This is a genomic window from Pseudomonas sp. (assembly GCF_050739935.1).
Taxonomy (GTDB): domain Bacteria; phylum Pseudomonadota; class Gammaproteobacteria; order Pseudomonadales; family Pseudomonadaceae; genus Aquipseudomonas.
Genome location: NZ_JBOICF010000061.1, coordinates 173,049 through 190,453, shown reverse-complemented (window position 1 = coordinate 190,453; position 17,405 = coordinate 173,049). Strand labels below are relative to the sequence as shown.

General features: G+C 59.7%; 15 protein-coding genes. 14 read left to right on the top strand and 1 reads right to left on the bottom strand.

Annotated features, from left to right (window positions below; genetic code table 11):
- The first annotated feature begins 67 nt into the window (after positions 1–67).
- Positions 68–1,405 (top strand): MFS transporter, encoded by a 1,338-nt coding sequence (locus ACRER8_RS11895; RefSeq protein WP_431746461.1) that lies wholly within the window; start codon positions 68–70, stop codon positions 1,403–1,405.
- 215 nt (positions 1,406–1,620) lie between these two features.
- Positions 1,621–3,054 (top strand): alginate export family protein, encoded by a 1,434-nt coding sequence (locus ACRER8_RS11890; RefSeq protein WP_431746460.1) that lies wholly within the window; start codon positions 1,621–1,623, stop codon positions 3,052–3,054.
- A 624-nt stretch (positions 3,055–3,678) separates the two neighbouring features.
- Here ACRER8_RS11890 and ACRER8_RS11885 read toward each other — a convergent pair.
- Entirely contained in the window at positions 3,679–4,602 is a 924-nt protein-coding gene (locus ACRER8_RS11885; protein WP_431746459.1) for a LysR family transcriptional regulator, read from the bottom strand.
- A gap of 176 nt (positions 4,603–4,778) precedes the next feature.
- On the opposite strand from ACRER8_RS11885, the gene ACRER8_RS11880 reads away from it, so the two are divergent.
- The 12 genes from ACRER8_RS11880 to ACRER8_RS11825 all read left to right on the top strand — a co-directional run bounded on the left by ACRER8_RS11880 (position 4,779) and on the right by ACRER8_RS11825 (position 17,265).
- A complete protein-coding gene (locus tag ACRER8_RS11880) occupies positions 4,779–5,918 on the top strand; it encodes an iron-containing alcohol dehydrogenase (protein WP_431746458.1) in 1,140 nt (379 codons plus the stop codon).
- A 58-nt stretch (positions 5,919–5,976) separates the two neighbouring features.
- Positions 5,977–6,756 carry an enoyl-CoA hydratase/isomerase family protein gene (locus ACRER8_RS11875; RefSeq protein ID WP_431746457.1) on the top strand — a complete coding sequence of 260 codons (780 nt, stop codon included), beginning with the start codon at positions 5,977–5,979 and terminating at the stop codon, positions 6,754–6,756.
- 1 nt (position 6,757) lies between these two features.
- Positions 6,758–7,966, top strand: coding sequence for a CaiB/BaiF CoA transferase family protein (locus tag ACRER8_RS11870; protein ID WP_431746456.1), 1,209 nt, complete (start codon positions 6,758–6,760; stop codon positions 7,964–7,966).
- Between the two features lie 45 nt (positions 7,967–8,011).
- Complete coding sequence (locus ACRER8_RS11865) at positions 8,012–9,055, top strand: TRAP transporter substrate-binding protein (protein ID WP_431746455.1); 1,044 nt, start codon at positions 8,012–8,014, stop codon at positions 9,053–9,055.
- Between the two features lie 15 nt (positions 9,056–9,070).
- Positions 9,071–10,963: a TRAP transporter large permease subunit gene (locus ACRER8_RS11860; RefSeq protein WP_431746454.1), complete on the top strand. Its 1,893-nt coding sequence runs from the start codon at positions 9,071–9,073 to the stop codon at positions 10,961–10,963.
- A gap of 27 nt (positions 10,964–10,990) precedes the next feature.
- On the top strand, positions 10,991–11,449 hold the full coding sequence (locus tag ACRER8_RS11855; protein ID WP_431746453.1) for a thioesterase family protein: 459 nt from the start codon (positions 10,991–10,993) through the stop codon (positions 11,447–11,449).
- Positions 11,450–11,464: 15 nt separating this feature from the next.
- A complete protein-coding gene (locus tag ACRER8_RS11850) occupies positions 11,465–12,424 on the top strand; it encodes an amidohydrolase family protein (RefSeq protein WP_431746452.1) in 960 nt (319 codons plus the stop codon).
- On the top strand, positions 12,417–13,406 hold the full coding sequence (locus ACRER8_RS11845; RefSeq protein WP_431746451.1) for an amidohydrolase family protein: 990 nt from the start codon (positions 12,417–12,419) through the stop codon (positions 13,404–13,406). The genes ACRER8_RS11850 and ACRER8_RS11845 overlap by 8 nt, the downstream gene beginning before the upstream one ends.
- The gene (locus tag ACRER8_RS11840) at positions 13,399–14,976 is read left to right on the top strand and encodes an aldehyde dehydrogenase (NADP(+)) (RefSeq protein ID WP_431746450.1); all 1,578 of its coding nucleotides are present in this window, start codon (positions 13,399–13,401) and stop codon (positions 14,974–14,976) included. The genes ACRER8_RS11845 and ACRER8_RS11840 overlap by 8 nt, the downstream gene beginning before the upstream one ends.
- A 123-nt stretch (positions 14,977–15,099) precedes the next feature.
- Positions 15,100–15,660: a PPC domain-containing DNA-binding protein gene (locus ACRER8_RS11835; protein WP_431746449.1), complete on the top strand. Its 561-nt coding sequence runs from the start codon at positions 15,100–15,102 to the stop codon at positions 15,658–15,660.
- Positions 15,661–15,853: 193 nt separating this feature from the next.
- Positions 15,854–16,312, top strand: coding sequence for an enoyl-CoA hydratase-related protein (locus ACRER8_RS11830; protein ID WP_431746448.1), 459 nt, complete (start codon positions 15,854–15,856; stop codon positions 16,310–16,312).
- A 41-nt stretch (positions 16,313–16,353) separates the two neighbouring features.
- Positions 16,354–17,265: an alpha/beta hydrolase family protein gene (locus ACRER8_RS11825; protein ID WP_431746447.1), complete on the top strand. Its 912-nt coding sequence runs from the start codon at positions 16,354–16,356 to the stop codon at positions 17,263–17,265.
- Positions 17,266–17,405 lie beyond the last annotated feature (140 nt).

Here is a 17,405-nt window from a genome sequence, read left to right as displayed (position 1 = left end):
CGATCTCTCACCAAAGCCTGCGTGACATAAAAACAACAAGGCCAAAATGGCCGTGAGGATAAAAACAATGTTGCCCGAATCAAAGCCCTTGCAGTTGCCGCAATTCGTGGATGAGCGCCGAGTGAGCCCGTTTCAGTACGGGGTCATCATTTTGTGCGGACTCGTCATGTTTCTCGATGGATTCGATACCCAGGCCATCAGCTACATGGCCCCCTATATCGCGCAGGAATGGAATCTGTCCAAGCAGATGCTGGGTCCAATATTTTCATCGTCCCTTGCCGGCCTGATGGTCGGCTATCTGGTGTTGACGCCGCTATCCGAACGTTTCGGGCATAAAAAAGCCATCATTGTCAGCACCATTGTCTTCAGCTTGTGCACTTTGGCTTCGGTCTGGGCCAACAATGTGACTGAACTGATGATCTTGCGCTTCATCACCGGGGTCGGCCTGGGTACGGCAGCGCCCAGCGCCATTGCGATGACCGGCGAATACAGCCCGAAACGTTTGCGGGCGACCTTTGTACTAGCGATTTATTGCGGCTTCTCACTCGGATTCATCGCTGCCGGGCTGGCCGCTGGCTGGTTCATTCCTCACTACGGCTGGCGCTCGATGTTCTGGGTAGGTGCCCTGGCGCCCTTGATGCTGGTTCCCGCGTTGTTTCACTTCTTGCCTGAATCCATGGTTTTCATGATCAAGAGCAAGGTGGCGCCGCAACAGGTCCTGGATGTATTTCGCAAGATAGATGCGCAGGTGGATCAGCAGGACAAGCCGGTATTCGTGGTCGAGGCTCTCGAACAGGGGCAATGCGGCGCCCTCGCCAGCCTCTTTACGCCTGACCGTATCATCGGCACGGTGCTTTTATGGTTGGTGTTCGCAATCAATCTGGGCGAGTTCTACGCGTTGCAAAGTTGGCTGCCCTCGATCATGACCGGGCTCAACTACCCCATGAGTACTGTGGTCATGGCCACCACGCTGACGACTGTCGGTGGCATCGCGGCCGCGTTCATTACTGGGCCTTCGATGGACCGACTGGGCGCCTACAAAACCGTGGGCGTCCTTTATCTGGTCGGCTTCGTGTTCGTGGCGTTGACCGGAATAGCCTTCCACAGCTCACTCTGGATGCTGTTGAGCGCCAACTTCCTCGCTGGTTGCTGCATCAGCGGCGGACAAAAAAGCCTCATAGCCCTGGCGGCGGTCTTCTATCCTGCGCCGATACGATCGACCGGTGTCGGTTGGGCGTTGGGAATCGGTCGAATCGGCGGAATCGCGGGTCCCATCGTGGTCGGTGCGGCCCTGGCCGTCGGCTGGTCTCCTTCGGCGGTCTTTTACGCCATGGCCGTACCTATGTTGATTGCCGGATTACTCGTGCTGTTTCTCGGTCGCCGCTATGGTGGCAGCACGATCTAAGCACGCCAACCACACTCACCCAACCGAAATCCACTCAAGGATGAGTACGCACTTACCTAACTAAAAGCAATACGACCTGATGCAAAGCAAAGGCTGACATTCTTCAGGGCAATACGCCCTGTCCGGAATTACACCGTCGCAAGTTCAACAGCGTGTTGAGGCATCCCTGCGCGTGTCTGCCTGCCTTACGAATAATAAAAATAGGAGCCAACCCGATGTCTCGTTCCGAACTAAATCGTTACTCACTACCACTATCGATCGTTATAGCGCTCGGCCAGATGTATATATTGAGCGCACAGGCCGAAGAGCCCCAAGCCAGACCGGCCTCGCCACTGGAGACATTACGTCCGCCCCGCTCCGGGCCGACCCGGTCACTGGAGGATTATCGCTTTCTCGATGACCCGGCCAAACGTACGGACCCGTTCGACGGTTTGCGTTATCAGCGGCTATCGAATTCCGCATGGCTGCAGACCGGCGCGGAACTGCGCTATCGAGCCGACGCAGCAGACCAACCCGTTTTTGGCCTGCGCGGAGTAAAGGACGACTCTTATTTAATGCAGCGCGCCGAAGTCCATGCCGATTTGCATTTATTCGATGACAGCGTGCGCACTTTTATTCAATTGGAAAATACTCGTGTTTTTGGCAAGGACTTGCCGAGCCCGTCCGATCAAAGTCGCAACGAAGTGCAGCAAGCCTTTATCGATGGCAATCTTAATTTTCAAAGTGGCAAGTTGACGACACGCGTCGGTCGCCAGGAGATGGCCTACGGTAATCAGGTACTAGTCACCTATCGCGAAATCCCCAACATCCGCCAAGCATTCGATGGGGTGCGCATGAGTTGGGTCGCAAAGAATGGTTACAAGCTGGATGCCTTTTCGATGAAACCGGTGCTTACGCGAGACGTTGGCTCGTTTGACGACTCAAGCAACCACCAACAGAAATTTTACGGCCTTTACGGCACCCTGCCCTTATCCAGTGTCTTCAAGGCCGACCTTTACGCGTTTGGCCTGGAAACGGATCAACGCACGCTCGATGGTTTTACCGGAAAAGACAACCGCTACACCTTCGGTACACGGTTGTTTGGTGCATGGAATTCATTCGACTGGACCTGGGACCTGATGAAGCAGACAGGTCACATCGGCGACGCAGACATTGACGCCTGGGCAGTGTCCAGCGACAGCGGTTATACCTTTGCCGGTCCATGGAAAACGCGATTGGGTTTGCGCGTCGATGCCGCAAGCGGTGACAAGGATGGTGATCATAAGGCCGGCACGTTCGACCCGCTGTTTCCCAAGAACGCCTTCTATGGCCAGGCCAGCCTGACGACTCTATCCAACATCGTACTGGCGGGCCCTACGCTGAGGTTTGCACCTTTCGACAAAATTCGTTTCGAGCCGGGGGTATTTGTCGCGTGGCGCCAGAACAGCGATGACGGCGTCTATCTGCCTGGTATGGTGACCGTTCCCGGAACCACCACCAGCAGCGGCAAACGCTTGGGCACCTTGTATCAAGCCAACGCCAACTGGACACCTACCTCAAACATCACAGTCGATCTCGATTACCTGTTCTATGACATCGGTTCGGCGATCAAGAGCGCAGGCGGTGCAGACTCGCAAATTTTCGTATTACGAACCACCTTCCGCTATTAAACAGGGATTGCCACCCCAAGCCTGACCGATGAAGCAAAAGCCGCCAACAACGGCTTTTGCTTTATCCCAACTTCTTGCAATCCATATTTATACTTGGAAGATCAGCAATCCCAATAAAACTCCAATCTTCCATTTATTGCATGGCAAAAAGGCGTCAGAGACAGATAACGCTGATAACAGACTATCCATTACTGATGACCCACATATGTAGAAAGAGCAATCATCGGTAAAAAACAGACTTGGCCTCTGTCAAAATTGCACCATTAATAGCAGCTTTGCGACTGCTAAATCACCTTAATTTATGCCGTCCTGTCTAAAATTCATATCTAAATAGTTTTTATTGGCAAATTGGGTAGCGCCGATAAATACAGATGTCGACACAACTATTACGACGTCCAGTTTATTCCAAGTCTGTACGACAGAGTAGTGTTTAAGCTGAACGCATTTTTGAATATCCGCGACATTTAGCGTCCAGATTTCATTGTGTCAAGTACGAAGATATTTATTCGCTCATGTTCGAATTCCACATTGCTGAGGAGCAGGCCGACGATGAACTCGGCCTTCAATCCGGCGCGACTATTGCCGTCGCTATTACCTAACAGCCCTTCCGCCCCCAAACCATAATCACGCACGGCTCAATAACGCTTCACGCAACAGGCGCGCGGCCGGGCTGTCTGGTACGCCTTTGCGCGACACCAGTTCATAAGGCTCGCTGCGCGAGGTAATCGGCAGCGGCAATGTGGTGGTAAAGCCATAACCGGAACAGAAGTTGGCAACGTCGGTAGACACCAGGGCAACTAGGGTCGGGTTCTCCTGCAGCAGCGACAACGTGGCGAACGCCGAGGTGGTCTCCAGCAGGTGCACTGGAAAGCGCAGGTCGGCCTGGTGAAACTCGCGCTCCAGCAACACCCTCATGGGCATGTTGGCGCGGTACACCACCCAACGGTAATCCAGCAGGTCTTTGAGTGACAGTTGCCGTGCATACGCGAATGGATGCTGGATGCTGGCAATCACCGCGAGGGTTTCTTCAACGAACGCCGAGCTTTCGTACAGGTACGGCGTGGTGCTGATGGTGGTGCGGCAAATGGCGAGGTCCAGGCGCCCGGCGTCAAGTTGGCTGAGCAACGCAGCGCTGGTGTCTTCGACGATCTCGACTGACATGGTCGGGTTGTCGGCAATCACCCGGCTGATGGCCGTGGTTAGCAGCGGTACGGCGCCCATGATGGTGCCCACGGAGATGCGACCGCCCTGCCCGCTCATGATGCCGATGATGTCCTCGCGCAGATGCGCCAGGTCGGTCTGGATCAACCGCGCATAGCGAATCACCGAGCGGCCCACGTCGTTTGGCTCCAACCCGCGGTTAGTGCGGATGAACAGCGCGGTGCCAAAGGTAGTTTCAATTTCCTGCAGGGCTTTGCTCGCTCCCGGCTGAGTCAGCGCCACCTGTCGGGCCGCACCCAGCAAGGAGCCGTGTTCGTCCAGGGCAATCAGCAAACGCAGTTGTTTGATGTGCAGCCGGGACATGATGGAGTTGAGTGAAGGGATCATCAGGACTAACTAAAAGTTATAGAGGTATTGAAAGTTGTCAGTATCGGGGCTCGCCACGACGCCCCTATAGTCCGCCTCACAGCCAGGCAATGCAATGGGTTTGCCCCAGGGCGCACAAGCGCTTTGGTCCTGAACCCGGCGCGACAATAACAATCCTGTATAACTTGTGGTGAATCATGTCCTTGATCAATTACGTCACCAAGATTCAATTCGGCTATGACAGCCTGCAACACCTGGCCGCTGAAGCCGAGCGCGCCGGCATCACCCGGCCCCTGATCGTCACCGATTTGGGAGTGCGCCGCGCCGGCATCGTCGACAAGGTGATTGCGGCCCTCGGCGCATACCACGCACCGAGCATTTTCGATGCCACGCCCCCCAATCCCAACGAACACGCCGTGCGTGAAGCGGTGGCCCAGTACCGCAGCGACGAGTGCGACGGCATCATCGCCGTGGGCGGTGGTTCGTCCATCGACCTGGCCAAGGGCGTCGCAGTGTGCGCCACCCACGAAGGCCCCTTGCAAAGTTTCGCGGTCATCGAAGGGGGGCTCGAACGCATCACCTCGGCCACCGCGCCGTTGATTGCTGTCCCGACCACGGCAGGCACTGGCAGCGAAGTTGGGCGCGGTGCGATCCTGATTCTCGATGACGGCCGAAAAGTCGGCGTTATCTCACCTTATGTCGTGCCACGCGTGGCCATCTGCGACCCGGAACTGACCCTCGGCCTGCCTTCGATGCTGACCGCAGCCACCGGCATGGATGCGATTGCCCATTGCATCGAAACCTTCATGTCGCCAGCCTTTAATCCCGCCGCCGATGGCATCGCCCTCGACGGCCTGTGGCGAGCCTGGGCGCACATCGAGCGGGCCACTGCCGAACCGAGCGACCGTGATGCGCGACTGAACATGATGAGCGCCTCCATGCAAGGCGCCCTCGCCTTCCAGAAAGGCCTGGGCTGCGTGCACAGCCTGTCGCATGCGCTGGGCGGGATCAATCCAAAGCTGCATCACGGCACCTTGAACGCAATCTTTTTGCCAGCGGTGATGCAGTTCAACGCCGACGCACCCACCGTGCGTAATGAACACAAACTGCAGCGCCTGCGCCACGCCATGGGCCTTGAGGCCGACGCCGATATCGGTGCCGCCATCGAAGACATGACCCGCCGCCTGGGTTTGCCCACCCGCCTGAGCCAGGTGGGCGTGGATGCCAGCCTGTTCACCAGCATCATCGAAGGCGCGCTGCACGATCACAGCCACAAGACCAACCCGCGCGAGGCCTCCAACGCCGACTACCTGTCGATGCTCCAGCAAGCGCTGTAACACCGTGCCGCGCCCACCGTGGAGCGGTTCAACAACAATAAAACAGGAGGCCCAGCCCATGACACCCAATGTCTTAATCGAACGGCAGGACGCCGTTGCCATCGTAACCCTCAGCAACCCGGGAAAAATGAACGCGCTGAACCTGTCCATGTGGCAGGAGTTGCGCGACGCCATGCAGGAACTGTCCGCCGACGCCGACGTACGCTGTGTGGTGTTACGCGGTGCCGGCGAACAGGCATTTGCCGCCGGTGCCGATGTCGGCGAGTTCCCCGCCGTGCGCGCCAATGGTGAGCAAGCCCGCGCCTACGCCGCTGTCACCAATGCCGCGCTGGCCTCCATCGCGCAGTGCCCGCACCCGGTCATCGCAATGATCCACGGCGTGTGTGTCGGTGCAGGGTTGGAGATTGCTGCACTGTGCGACCTGCGTATTTGTGGCAGTTCCAGCCGTTTTGGCGCGCCGGTGGGCAAGCTCGGGCTGGTCATGTCTTACGACGAAATGGCCGGTCTGGTCGCGCTGGCGGGTCGTTCAACGACCCTGGAAATTCTACTTGAGGGGCGGATTCTGGATGCCCAGGACGCCTACGTAAAAAACCTCGTGACCCGTGTGGTTGCCGATGATCAGGTCGAAGCCGAAACGCTCGCCAGCGCCAAGCGCATTTGCGCCGGTGCGCCGCTGGTTGCGCGCTGGCACCGTCAGGCCGCCCTGCAACTCGAAGCGAATGTTGCCCCCAGCCATGAACAGATCGAGGCGAGCTACAGCTGTTACGACACCAATGATTTTCAGATTGGCCTGAACGCTTTCATCGCCAAAGCCAAGCCACAGTTCGAGGGGAAATAAAATGGGACCGCTGACAGGAATGCGCGTGATAGAACTGGCTCACATCATGTCCGGACCGGTGTGCGGGATGATGTTGGCCGATATGGGCGCCGACGTGGTCAAGGTCGAAAAAGTCCCGGACGGCGATGACTCGCGGCGCTTCTCGCCGATCATGGACAGCGGCGAATCGGCAGCATTCATGGTGGTCAACCGCAACAAGCGCGGAATCGGCCTTAACCTCAAGACCGACGGTGGCCGCGACGTATTGCGCCGGCTGCTGCTGGACGCCGACGTAGTCACCGAAAACTACCGGGCCGGCACCATGGAAAAATTCGGCCTGGGCTACGACACCCTGAAAGTCCTCAACCCCGGGTTGATCTACTGCGCGATCTCCGGTTACGGCCGCAGCGGGCCGTTTGGCGAAAAAGGCGGTTTCGACCTGATTGCCCAAGGCATGAGCGGCATGATGAGCATGACCGGTGAAGCCGGACGTGAACCGGTCAAGGCCGGCTCGCCGGTGGCCGACATCAATTCCGGGATTCTCGCCGCGCTCGGCATCGCCGCCGCCTACGCCGCCAAGCAAAAAACCGGGCTGGGGCAAATGGTCGACACCTCGTTATTCGAGGCCGGGCTGCAACAGATGTATTGGCCCGCCGCGGCCTACTTCGCCGACGGCACCATCCTGCCAAAAATGGGCTCGGCCAACTCCACCAGCGCGCCGTACCAAGTATTTCGCACCGCCGACGGCTGGATCAACATCGGCGCCGCCAACCAGGCCAACTACGAGCGCCTGGTTGAAGCCCTGGCTGTGCCGCAACTCAAGGCCGATCCACGCTTTGCCAGCAACAGCCTACGTATGGAACATCGCCTGGCCCTGGTAGAAATCCTCAACGAAGTGCTGGTGGCGCGCACCACCGATGAATGGATGGTGTTGTTTGACGACCTCGGTCTGCCCGCCGGTCCGGTGCTGGACATCGCCGCAGCACTGGCCCATCCGCAAACCCAGGCGCGCGGCATGGTGGTAGAAACTCAACACCCGACCGAAGGCCGGGTCCGCGGCATGGGCCTGCCGATTCACTTCTCGGACATGGACAACGCCGAACGCCCGGTGAGCCGCCCCGCGCCGTTACTGGGCGAACACACCCGTGAAGTGCTCAAGGAAAGCGGTTACGCAGAGGACGAAATCGACGAATTGATCCGCAGCCGGGCGGTGTTGGCCAACGCCAGCTGAACCGCCTGAACCCATTACTAAAACAAGAACAACAAGGTGAGCACCATGAGCCGTATCCTGACCGAGGCTGTAAGCCGGCGATCCTTTTTAGTGTCCGCTGGCGTGACCGTGGGCGGGGCATTTGCCGCCAACCTGCTGCCGTCCCACGTTTTCGCCGCCACCAAACCGATTGTGCTGCGCTACACCAGCAGCCTGCCCGACACCCACCCGCTTAACCGCCAGATGAAGGCCGCCAGCGACGCCATTCGCGCAGAAACCAACGGCGCAGTGGATCTGCAGGTGTACGCCAACGGCGCCATGGGCGGCGACACCGACATGCTGTCCCAGGTGCGTGCCGGCGCGGTGGACTTCATTCCATTGCCCGGCGCGATCCTGTCGACCCTGGTGCCGGCAATGTCTATCGAAAGCATGCCGTTCGCTTTCCAGGACTACGACAGTGTCTGGGCCGCGCTGGACGGCAAGCTGGGCGAACACGTACGCGCCCAAACCGCCAAGGTCGGGTTGATTCCGATGGAAAAAGTCTGGAACAACGGCTTCCGCCAGATCACCAGCTCGACCCGTCCGATCAACAGCCCGCAAGACCTCGAAGGCTTCAAGCTGCGGGTGTTGGTTAGCCCGCTCTGGACCTCGATGTTCAGCGCCCTGGGCGCCGCCCCTACCGGCATCAGCATCAACGAAACCTACTCGGCGTTGCAGACCAAAGTTGTCGACGGCCAGGAAAACCCGTTGGTGGTGGTTGAGTCGGCGCGGTTCTACGAAGTGCAGAAGTACTGCTCGATGACCGACCACATTTGGGGCGGTTTCTGGATACTCGCCTCGGGCAAAACGTTTCCCAAGCTGCCCCAGGACGTCCAGGAAATCGTTTCCCGGCAGATCAACGCCGCCGCCTTGGTGCAACGCCAGCAAGTGATCGACCTCAACGCAAGCCTGGAACCGTCGCTGACGGCCCACGGCGTGACTTTCAATAAGGTCGATCGCTCGCTGTTTCGCGCCGAACTGCAAAGGAAAGGTTTCTACAGCCAATGGAAGCAAAAGTACGGCGACGACTCCTGGAAGCTGCTGGAGCAGTACGCAGGCCAACTGTCCTAAGCCGGAGACACTGTCATGAAAAACCAGATACCAATGACCGACGTTCCCCCCGCTGAAGGACTCAGCCCGCGCCACGCCGCCTTCCGCCTCGGACGCGCACTCGACACAGCCCTGCGCTGGCTGACCGAGGGCAGCGCAGCGTTGCTGGTGATGATCGAGGTCACACTGCTGTTCTGTAACGTGTTCTCACGCTATGTGCTGAACCAACCCATCGTGTGGGGCGACGAAATGGCTTCGCTGCTGTTTCTGTGGCTGGCCATGCTCGGCTCGGTGGTCGCCATGCGCCGGGGCGAACACATGCGCCTGACGTCTTTTATCTCCCGGCTACCGGAGAAGAAACGCGCGTTCGTCGACACCTTGGGTGCCGTCATCGTGATTACGTTCATAGGGATGTTGTTTTCACCGGCCTGGGAATACGTCAGCGACGAGTGGATCATCACCACGGCCGCCCTGGAGATCCCCAACGCGTTTCGCGTGTCGGCAATTGCCGTCGGTTTGTCGTTGATGCTGATGACCTGTGTCGCACGCCTGCTGACCAGCGCGCGGTTGATCGATTTCTCGATCTCGGTGGCGATACTCGCCTCGATTGGCGCGTTGTTGTGGGTGGCCGAAGGCCCGCTGCTGTTGATGGGTAACTGGAACCTGATCCTGTTCTTCATGATCGGGGTAATGGCGATGATCATCATCGGCGTGCCGATCATGGTCGCCTTCGGCCTGGCCACCGTGACCTACCTGTCGAGCATGACCGCCACTCCCGTTAGCCTGGTGGTTGGGCGCATGGATGAAGGCATGGCCAGCCTGATCCTGCTGGCGATTCCGCTGTTTGTGTTCCTCGGCGCGCTGATCGAGGCGATGGGTATGGCACGGGCGATGATTCGCTTTCTATGCTCGCTGATCGGCCACGTGCGTGGCGGCTTGTCCTATGTGCTGATCGGGGCGATTTACCTGGTTTCGGGTATCTCCGGTTCGAAAGCGGCCGACATGGCCGCCATCGCCCCGGCGCTGTTCCCCGAAATGAAAAAGCGCGGTGAAGACGAAAACGAGCTGGTGGCGATGCTCAATGCCAGCGGCGCGATGTCGGAAACCATCCCGCCGAGTCTGGTGTTGATCACCATTGGCTCGGTAACCGGGGTGTCGATTTCCGCGTTGTTCACCGGGGGCTTCATGCCCGCGGTGGTCGGGGCAATCGCGATGGCTCTGGTGATCTGGTGGAAAAACCGCAAGCGCGATGCCTCCACCGGCCAACGGGCCAGCGTCCGGGAAATCGGTCATTCACTGCTGGTGGCCTTGCCCGCGCTGGCGCTGCCATTTGTGATCCGCACCGCCGTGGTCGAAGGCGTAGCTACGGCCACCGAAGTCGCCGCCATTGGCGTGGCCTATACCTTTGTGGTCGGGCTGCTGTTCTATCGCTGCTTTGACTGGAAGCGTCTGTACCCGATCCTTGTCAGCACCGCGTCGCTGTCCGGCGCGATCCTGATCATCATCGGCAGTGCCACCGCCATGGCCTGGGCCTTGACCCAGTCGGGCTTCTCTCACCAATTGGCGCAGCTGATGTCCACGGTACCGGGGGGTGCCCTGGGTTTCCTGATCATCTCCGCCGTGGCCTTTATGTTGTTGGGCAGTTTCCTCGAAGGCATTCCGGCGATCGTGCTGTTCGGCCCGCTGCTGTTTCCGATTGCCCGGACCCTGGGGATCCACGATGTGCATTACGCCATGGTCGCGATCTTCGCCATGGGCCTGGGGCTGTTTGCGCCGCCATTCGGCGTGGGTTTCTATGCGGCGTGCGCCATCGCCAAGGTCGACCCCAGTGGCGCCATGCGTCGGGTCTGGCCATACCTCGGCGCGCTGGTGATTGCCCTGGGCGTGCTGATTACCGTGCCTTGGGTCTCCATTGGCTTCCTGTCCTGATCCGTCTCTTTGCTTATGAGGTTGCTTATGAATTTTTCCAATCTGCACAACGGCACGTCCACTGAACGCCATCTGCTGGTCGACCGCGAACGCACCATCTCGTTTCTCGGCGAAGACTTACGCATCTACGCCACGCCACGGCTGGTGGACGACATTGAACAGACCTGCCTGGACTACCTGTTGAGCTTTCTCGACGCGGGCGAAAACACCGTCGGCGCGGCGGTGGACATCCGCCATGTCGGCGCCACTTTATTGGGCATGTCAGTGAGCATCAGCGCCACGATCACACGGATCGAGGGGCGCAGCGTTACCTTCAATGTCGAGGTGCGCGACGACGTCGAGCTGGTCGCCACGGCGTCGCATACGCGGGTGGTGGTCAACGTCGCCAAGCTGCGCAGCCGGGTCCAGGCCAAGGCTGAAGCGGCGGCTGCCGGCGAAAACGAAGACGGTGTGCTCAGTGCGTCGCGGCTCAGCGCACAGCGTTAAACAGGAGCTGCGAGGATGATCACCCTGCATGAGCGCAATGGCATGGCCAATCTTGCCGCCGAGGATGCATTGCCGGTTGTCGATGCGCACCATCACCTATGGGACCTCGCCAGCGGCCACTATCCGTGGTTGCAGGAGGACTATCACCAGGAGTTTTTCCTCGGCGATTACCGTGAACTGTGCAGCGATTTTCTGCCGGAGCAGTTCCTCGCCCTCACCCGCCGACAGCGGCTGGTGGGCACGGTGCACGTCGAGGCTGAGCGGGCGCGGGACGAGCAATTGGCCGAGACCCTGTGGCTGGAGCAGGTGCATGCACGCTTCGGTTTTCCCAATGCGATCGTCGCCCACGCCTGGTTTGATCGCGACGACAGCGCCGAGCGCCTGGCGGAGCAGGCGGCGCGGCCACTGGTGCGGGGCATTCGCTCCAAACCAGTGACCTCGGCGACGCCGGACGTAGCTATCGCTGGCGCTCCCGGAACCATGCAAGACCCGAAGTGGCTGGAGGGTTTCTCGCAATTGGCCAGGCACGGTTTGTCGTGGGACCTGCGGGTGCCGCCCTGGCATTTGGCGGAGGCCGCCGAGGTGGCGGCGATGTTCCCGCAGGTAAAGATCGCCCTCAACCACACCGGCTTCGCCTGGGACCGCAGCCCCGAGGGCATGAGTCGCTGGCGCCACGGCCTGGAAGCCCTGGCCGCGCAGCCCAACGTGCATATCAAGCTGTCGGAGTTTGGCCTCAAGGATTCACCCTGGCGCTACGAAGAAAACCGCCTGGTAGTACTGGCCGCCCTGGAGATTTTCGGCGCCGGGCGCTGCATGTTTGCCAGCAACTTTCCGGTCGCGAGTTTGCGCGCCTCCTACGACACCCTCGCCAACGGAGTGGCGAAGATGCTCGCCCCACTGGACCGCAGCGTGCAGGAAGCCATATTTGCCGGTAACGCCACACGTTTTTATCGCCTGGACACTCAGCATGAATGACGATTTGTACATCGACTGGCGTGCGCGTTTCCTGGCCAGCGGCGACGACGCCGACCTGCCGATCATCGACGCCCACCAGCACTACTTCGACGTCGAGGCGTATTACTACCCCTGGCTCAACGACCGGCCCTTGCGGTCCTTCCGCTACGGCGATTACACGTCGATCTGCCAGACCTTCCTGCCAGCCGATTACCAGCGCCAGGCCAAGGCCCATCGCATCGTGCAAACCGTGGTGATCGAAGGCGAATGGGACCCGCAAACGCCGGCCGCTGAAGTCGCGTTTGTCGAATCCCTCGCCCGTCAGGAACCGACGTTGGCCGCGATGGTGGCCCAGGCCTGGCTGGACCGCGATGACATCACTGAGCTGCTGCACCACTACGCCGGTCGGCCGCTGGTGCGCGGTATCCGCCACAAGCCGACGGTCACCAAGCGTGAAGACTGGCACGAGGATTTCATCGCGCCCGGCTCGATGCGCGACCCACGTTGGCGCGACGGCTACAGGCAACTGGCCGACCACGGCTTGCATTTCGAGTTGCAGGCACCCTGGTGGCATCTGGCGGAAGCCGCTGAACTGGCACGGGACTTCCCCCAGGTGCGCATCGTGCTCAACCACACCGGCCTGCCGGCTGACCGCAGCGCCGAAGGCCTGGCCGGCTGGCGTGGCGCGCTGGCGTTACTGGCCCGCGAGCCCAACGTGGCGTTGAAGATTTCCGGTATCTGCCTGCCGGGCCAGCCGTGGCCGGTGGAGGCGAACCGCCGCATCGTCAACGACGCGATTTCGATCTTCGATGTCAGCCGTTGCGCCTTCGCCACCAACTACCCGGTGGACGGCGTGGTCAACGGCATGAGCGAGATCCTCGATGGCTTCAAGGCCATCGTCCGGCAACGCCCGCTGGCCGAGCGTCTTGCCCTGTTCCATGACAACGCCCGGCGTCTCTACCGCCTCGCCGCACCTTCCCTTCCAAGGAGTTCACATGTTTGAAGTCTCAGGCCACAACTACATCGCCGGCCGCCGCTCGGCGCTCGGTTCGACCACTTTGCACAGTCACAACGCCACCAGCGGCGAAGCCTTGCCGTACCGCTTTCACCAGGCAACGCCTGAAGAAGTCGACGCCGCCGCCCAGGCTGCCAGTGCTGCCTATGGGACCTTGCGTGGCTTCTCTGCTGAGCGTCGCGCAGATTTCCTCGACGCGATAGCCGCCGAACTGGACGCTCTGGACCAAACCTTCATCGAGCTGGTATGCCGCGAAACCGCCCTGCCCGCCGGGCGTATCCAGGGCGAACGGGCGCGTACCAGCGGCCAGATGCGCCTGTTCGCCCAAGTGCTACGCCGTGGTGATTTCCACGGCGCGCGTATCGACCGTGCCCTGCCAGAGCGCCAGCCGCTGCCCCGACCGGACCTGCGCCAATACCGCATTGGCCTGGGCCCGGTAGCGGTGTTTGGCGCGAGCAACTTCCCCCTGGCCTTCTCCACCGCTGGCGGCGACACCGCCGCTGCCCTCGCCGCCGGTTGCCCCGTGGTGTTCAAGGCCCACAGTGGACACATGGCGACAGCTGATTACGTGGCCAATGCGATCCAGCGCGCCGCACACAAAACCGGGATGCCCGACGGCGTGTTTAACCTGCTCTACGGCAGTGTCGGCGAAGCGCTGGTCAAGCATCCGTTGATCCAGGCCGTGGGCTTCACCGGATCGTTGCGCGGCGGCCGGGCATTGTGTGACATGGCTGCCGCCCGTCCGCAGCCGATCCCGGTATTTGCCGAGATGAGCAGCATCAACCCGGTGCTGCTGATGCCGGAGGCACTCAAGGTGCGCGGCGACAAAATAGCTGCTGAACTGACTGCCTCGGTGGTGCTGGGTGCCGGCCAATTCTGCACCAATCCAGGCCTGGTGCTAGGTATTCGCTCGCCGGAGTTCTCAGCCTTCGTCGAACGTTTCAGCGCGTTGATGGCCGAGCAACCGGCGCAAACCATGCTCAATGTCGGCGCCCTGAAAAGCTATTGCCAGGGCCTCGACAACCTGCGTGCGCACCCAGGCATAACGCACCTGGCCGGAGCCGAACAGCAGGACAATCAAGCACGGCCCCAGGTGTTCAAGGCTGACGTCGGCCTGCTGCTGAATACCGATGAACTGCTGCAGGAAGAGGTCTTCGGGCCGACCACGATCATTGTCGAGGCTGCCGACAAGGCGGAGTTGCTGCATGCATTGCGAGGCCTGCGAGGGCAACTGACTGCCACCTTGCTGGTGGAAGATACCGAGATCGGCGGCCTGGACGATGTGCTGGGGCTGCTGGAACAGAAAGTCGGCCGAGTGCTGTTCAACGGCTACCCCACCGGCGTGGAAGTGTGTGACGCCATGGTCCACGGCGGCCCGTACCCGGCCACCTCCGATGCCCGCGGCACCTCGGTCGGCACGTTGGCCATCGACCGTTTCCTGCGGCCGGTGTGCTATCAGAATTGCCCGGATGCGCTGCTGCCCGAACCGCTGAAAAACGCCAACCCGCTGGGTATTGCCCGTTTGCTTGACGGCACCAGTAGCCGCGCCGCGCTGTAGACCTGCTGATTTATACCCGCTGATTTAACCGCCCGCCACAGCGCCTGTTGACCAACAGGCGTCGGGCGCCCTTGCGCCAAAAAAACGTTTCACCCCTCACTACAACAACAAGGAGAACGTGACATGACCGTTAAACCTCAAGTGCAAAAGCTGCTGCTGACCACATCACTGGCGCTGCTGTTCAACGCCTCGGTGTCGATGCCAGCGCTCGCGCAAACCTCTACCACAACGACGACCGCCCCCATGCAATGTGCGACTGAAACCACGCCCCGCTACATCAAGACCGCGACCGGCTACCTGATGGTGCTGCGCATGGGTGACAACGCATTCAAGGAGCTGACCAAAATGGCCATCGCCGAAAACATCCCCAGCGCCTCCATCAGCGGGATTGGCTTTGGCAATGTGAAGTTCGGCTTCTGGAACAAGGATAAGAAGGACTTCGACGCCAAGACCTTCAGCAACATGGAAATGGCCAGCATAACCGGCTCGGTTGCCTGGAAAGATGGCCAGCCGTCGATCCATATGCACGGCATAGCCGGTGACGCGACCTTCCAGGCGTACGGCGGGCATATGCTCGACTTTGAGGTGACGACGGGCTCCATGGAGATCACTGTGATCGTGCACCCAAAACGTCTGGAGCGCGGGATTGACCCCTGCATCGGCGCCAACGTGCTGGGCATTTAAAGCACCGCGAACTACGGGCCTGCGGCTTCTTTGGCAGATCGCCGCCAGCTGCAAGCCCGCTCCATTTCCAATAACCAATCGCAGGCTTATCCATCAGTAGGAACATACGGCCGGCGCGGTTGCACTGGGCGTCTAGGCGCTGTCTATCCACGCCTACGCCGACTTCATCAGCGAGACCAGATCGAAGAGTGCCATGCTCCAGCGCCTGAACTTCGGTCAGGACCAGCTTGTTGTCTTGTCGACCTCGCTCCCTCCACGACTATCCGGAAACACCACGCTGCTATTGAGGGAATTAAAAATGGACTTAAAAGCCGTGGCTGCAGGCGGTTTTCAATGGATATCGCTGAAACGAGAAAGGACCCGAAGGTCCTTTTTTCAACGCCAAGCTCTGAAGATGCGTCTGGTGACCGAAGTGGTGGAAACAGGTCAGACCCTGTCACGAGCCATAGAGTACGCCGAACGCGTCGCGAAAGCGGCGCCATTGGCGATCAAGGCCACCCTCCAATCGGCTTTTCATGCTCAGGACGAAGGGGACGATGCGGCTCTGTCGAAACTCAATGAACAGTTGCTCACGCTGATCCAATCCGAAGACATTCGTGAGGGTGTAATGGCCATGATGCAGAAGCGCGAGCCGGTGTTCAAAGGCCGCTGAAGCAACGGGCTTCCGGCCTTCATATTGATCGGGATTGAATCATGAACACAATCACGTTGCCCACCGCAGCTTTGATCCAGGTAGACCCCGTCGACCTGGTCGCCCGCGATGGCTATCAGTTATCCGCCCTGCACTACAAGGCTTCGGGTGTCATTAAAGGCAACCTGATCATGGCTGGCGCCACAGGCGTGCAGCAACGGTTCTATCGACGTTTCGCTGAGCATGCGGCGCGGCAAGGATTCAACGTTCTGACTCTGGATTACAGAGGAATCGGCGCGTCAAAACCGGCTTCGCTCAAAGGTTTTCGCATGTCATACCTGGATTGGGCCTATCAGGATCTGGCCGCCGCAGTGGATCTGCTCAGCCAGGAGGCATTGCCGCTGTACTGGGTCGGGCATTCATTCGGTGGCCACGCGATCGGTTTGTTACCTAACCATCACGAGCTCACCGCCTGCTACACCCTTGGTAGTGGAGCGGGCTGGAGCGGCTGGATGTCTAAATCTGAAGCCTTGAAGATCCGCCTGCTCTGGACCTTCTTACTGCCAGTGATTGTCGCCTGGAAAGGCTACATGGCCTGGAGCGTGTTAGGCATGGGCGATGACCTGCCGCTGGGTGTGTACAACGACTGGAAGCGCTGGTGCGCCTTCCCGCACTATTACTTCGATGATCCCAAGATGAGTTATGTTCGGGATCTCTACGCCAGCGTGCAAATACCATGTGTCTTTGCCACCTCAGTGGATGACCCTTGGGCTCCTCCCCGCTCCCGCGACGCTTTCGTCAAGGGATACCGCAGCGCGCCCCTGACAACCCTAGACCTGCAACCGACACCGGGAGGCAAACCGATCGGCCACATGGGATATTTTCGCGAAGATTCACAGCCACTTTGGGATGACATTTTAAGATGGTTGCAAACTCACTCCCCGAACATAAAAGCTGCTGCCGCCAGGCTTTGAAAGTCAGCTTCTCAGCACCGCCTTGAGAGTGGATTATTCAAATACGTAACGTTAAGCCTCGTCCAAGGGTTAATGCAGGATTGCTCGGGTGGAAAAATATGCCCTGGCGCAATCATAAATCCCTTGGGGCGCAATTATCG

What these genes read in the sequence shown, in the direction of transcription:
- ACRER8_RS11855 (WP_431746453.1), top strand. Translation starts at nt 10,991, where the DNA reads ATGAATTTTTCCAATCTGCACAACGGCACGTCCACTGAACGCCATCTG.
- ACRER8_RS11860 (WP_431746454.1), top strand. Translation starts at nt 9,071, where the DNA reads ATGAAAAACCAGATACCAATGACCGACGTTCCCCCCGCTGAAGGACTC.
- ACRER8_RS11840 (WP_431746450.1), top strand. Translation starts at nt 13,399, where the DNA reads ATGTTTGAAGTCTCAGGCCACAACTACATCGCCGGCCGCCGCTCGGCG.
- ACRER8_RS11835 (WP_431746449.1), top strand. Translation starts at nt 15,100, where the DNA reads ATGACCGTTAAACCTCAAGTGCAAAAGCTGCTGCTGACCACATCACTG.
- ACRER8_RS11865 (WP_431746455.1), top strand. Translation starts at nt 8,012, where the DNA reads ATGAGCCGTATCCTGACCGAGGCTGTAAGCCGGCGATCCTTTTTAGTG.
- ACRER8_RS11875 (WP_431746457.1), top strand. Translation starts at nt 5,977, where the DNA reads ATGACACCCAATGTCTTAATCGAACGGCAGGACGCCGTTGCCATCGTA.
- ACRER8_RS11890 (WP_431746460.1), top strand. Translation starts at nt 1,621, where the DNA reads ATGTCTCGTTCCGAACTAAATCGTTACTCACTACCACTATCGATCGTT.
- ACRER8_RS11830 (WP_431746448.1), top strand. Translation starts at nt 15,854, where the DNA reads ATGCTCCAGCGCCTGAACTTCGGTCAGGACCAGCTTGTTGTCTTGTCG.
- ACRER8_RS11880 (WP_431746458.1), top strand. Translation starts at nt 4,779, where the DNA reads ATGTCCTTGATCAATTACGTCACCAAGATTCAATTCGGCTATGACAGC.
- ACRER8_RS11845 (WP_431746451.1), top strand. Translation starts at nt 12,417, where the DNA reads ATGAATGACGATTTGTACATCGACTGGCGTGCGCGTTTCCTGGCCAGC.
- ACRER8_RS11885 (WP_431746459.1), bottom strand. Translation starts at nt 4,602, where the DNA reads ATGATCCCTTCACTCAACTCCATCATGTCCCGGCTGCACATCAAACAA.
- ACRER8_RS11825 (WP_431746447.1), top strand. Translation starts at nt 16,354, where the DNA reads ATGAACACAATCACGTTGCCCACCGCAGCTTTGATCCAGGTAGACCCC.
- ACRER8_RS11870 (WP_431746456.1), top strand. Translation starts at nt 6,758, where the DNA reads ATGGGACCGCTGACAGGAATGCGCGTGATAGAACTGGCTCACATCATG.
- ACRER8_RS11895 (WP_431746461.1), top strand. Translation starts at nt 68, where the DNA reads ATGTTGCCCGAATCAAAGCCCTTGCAGTTGCCGCAATTCGTGGATGAG.
- ACRER8_RS11850 (WP_431746452.1), top strand. Translation starts at nt 11,465, where the DNA reads ATGATCACCCTGCATGAGCGCAATGGCATGGCCAATCTTGCCGCCGAG.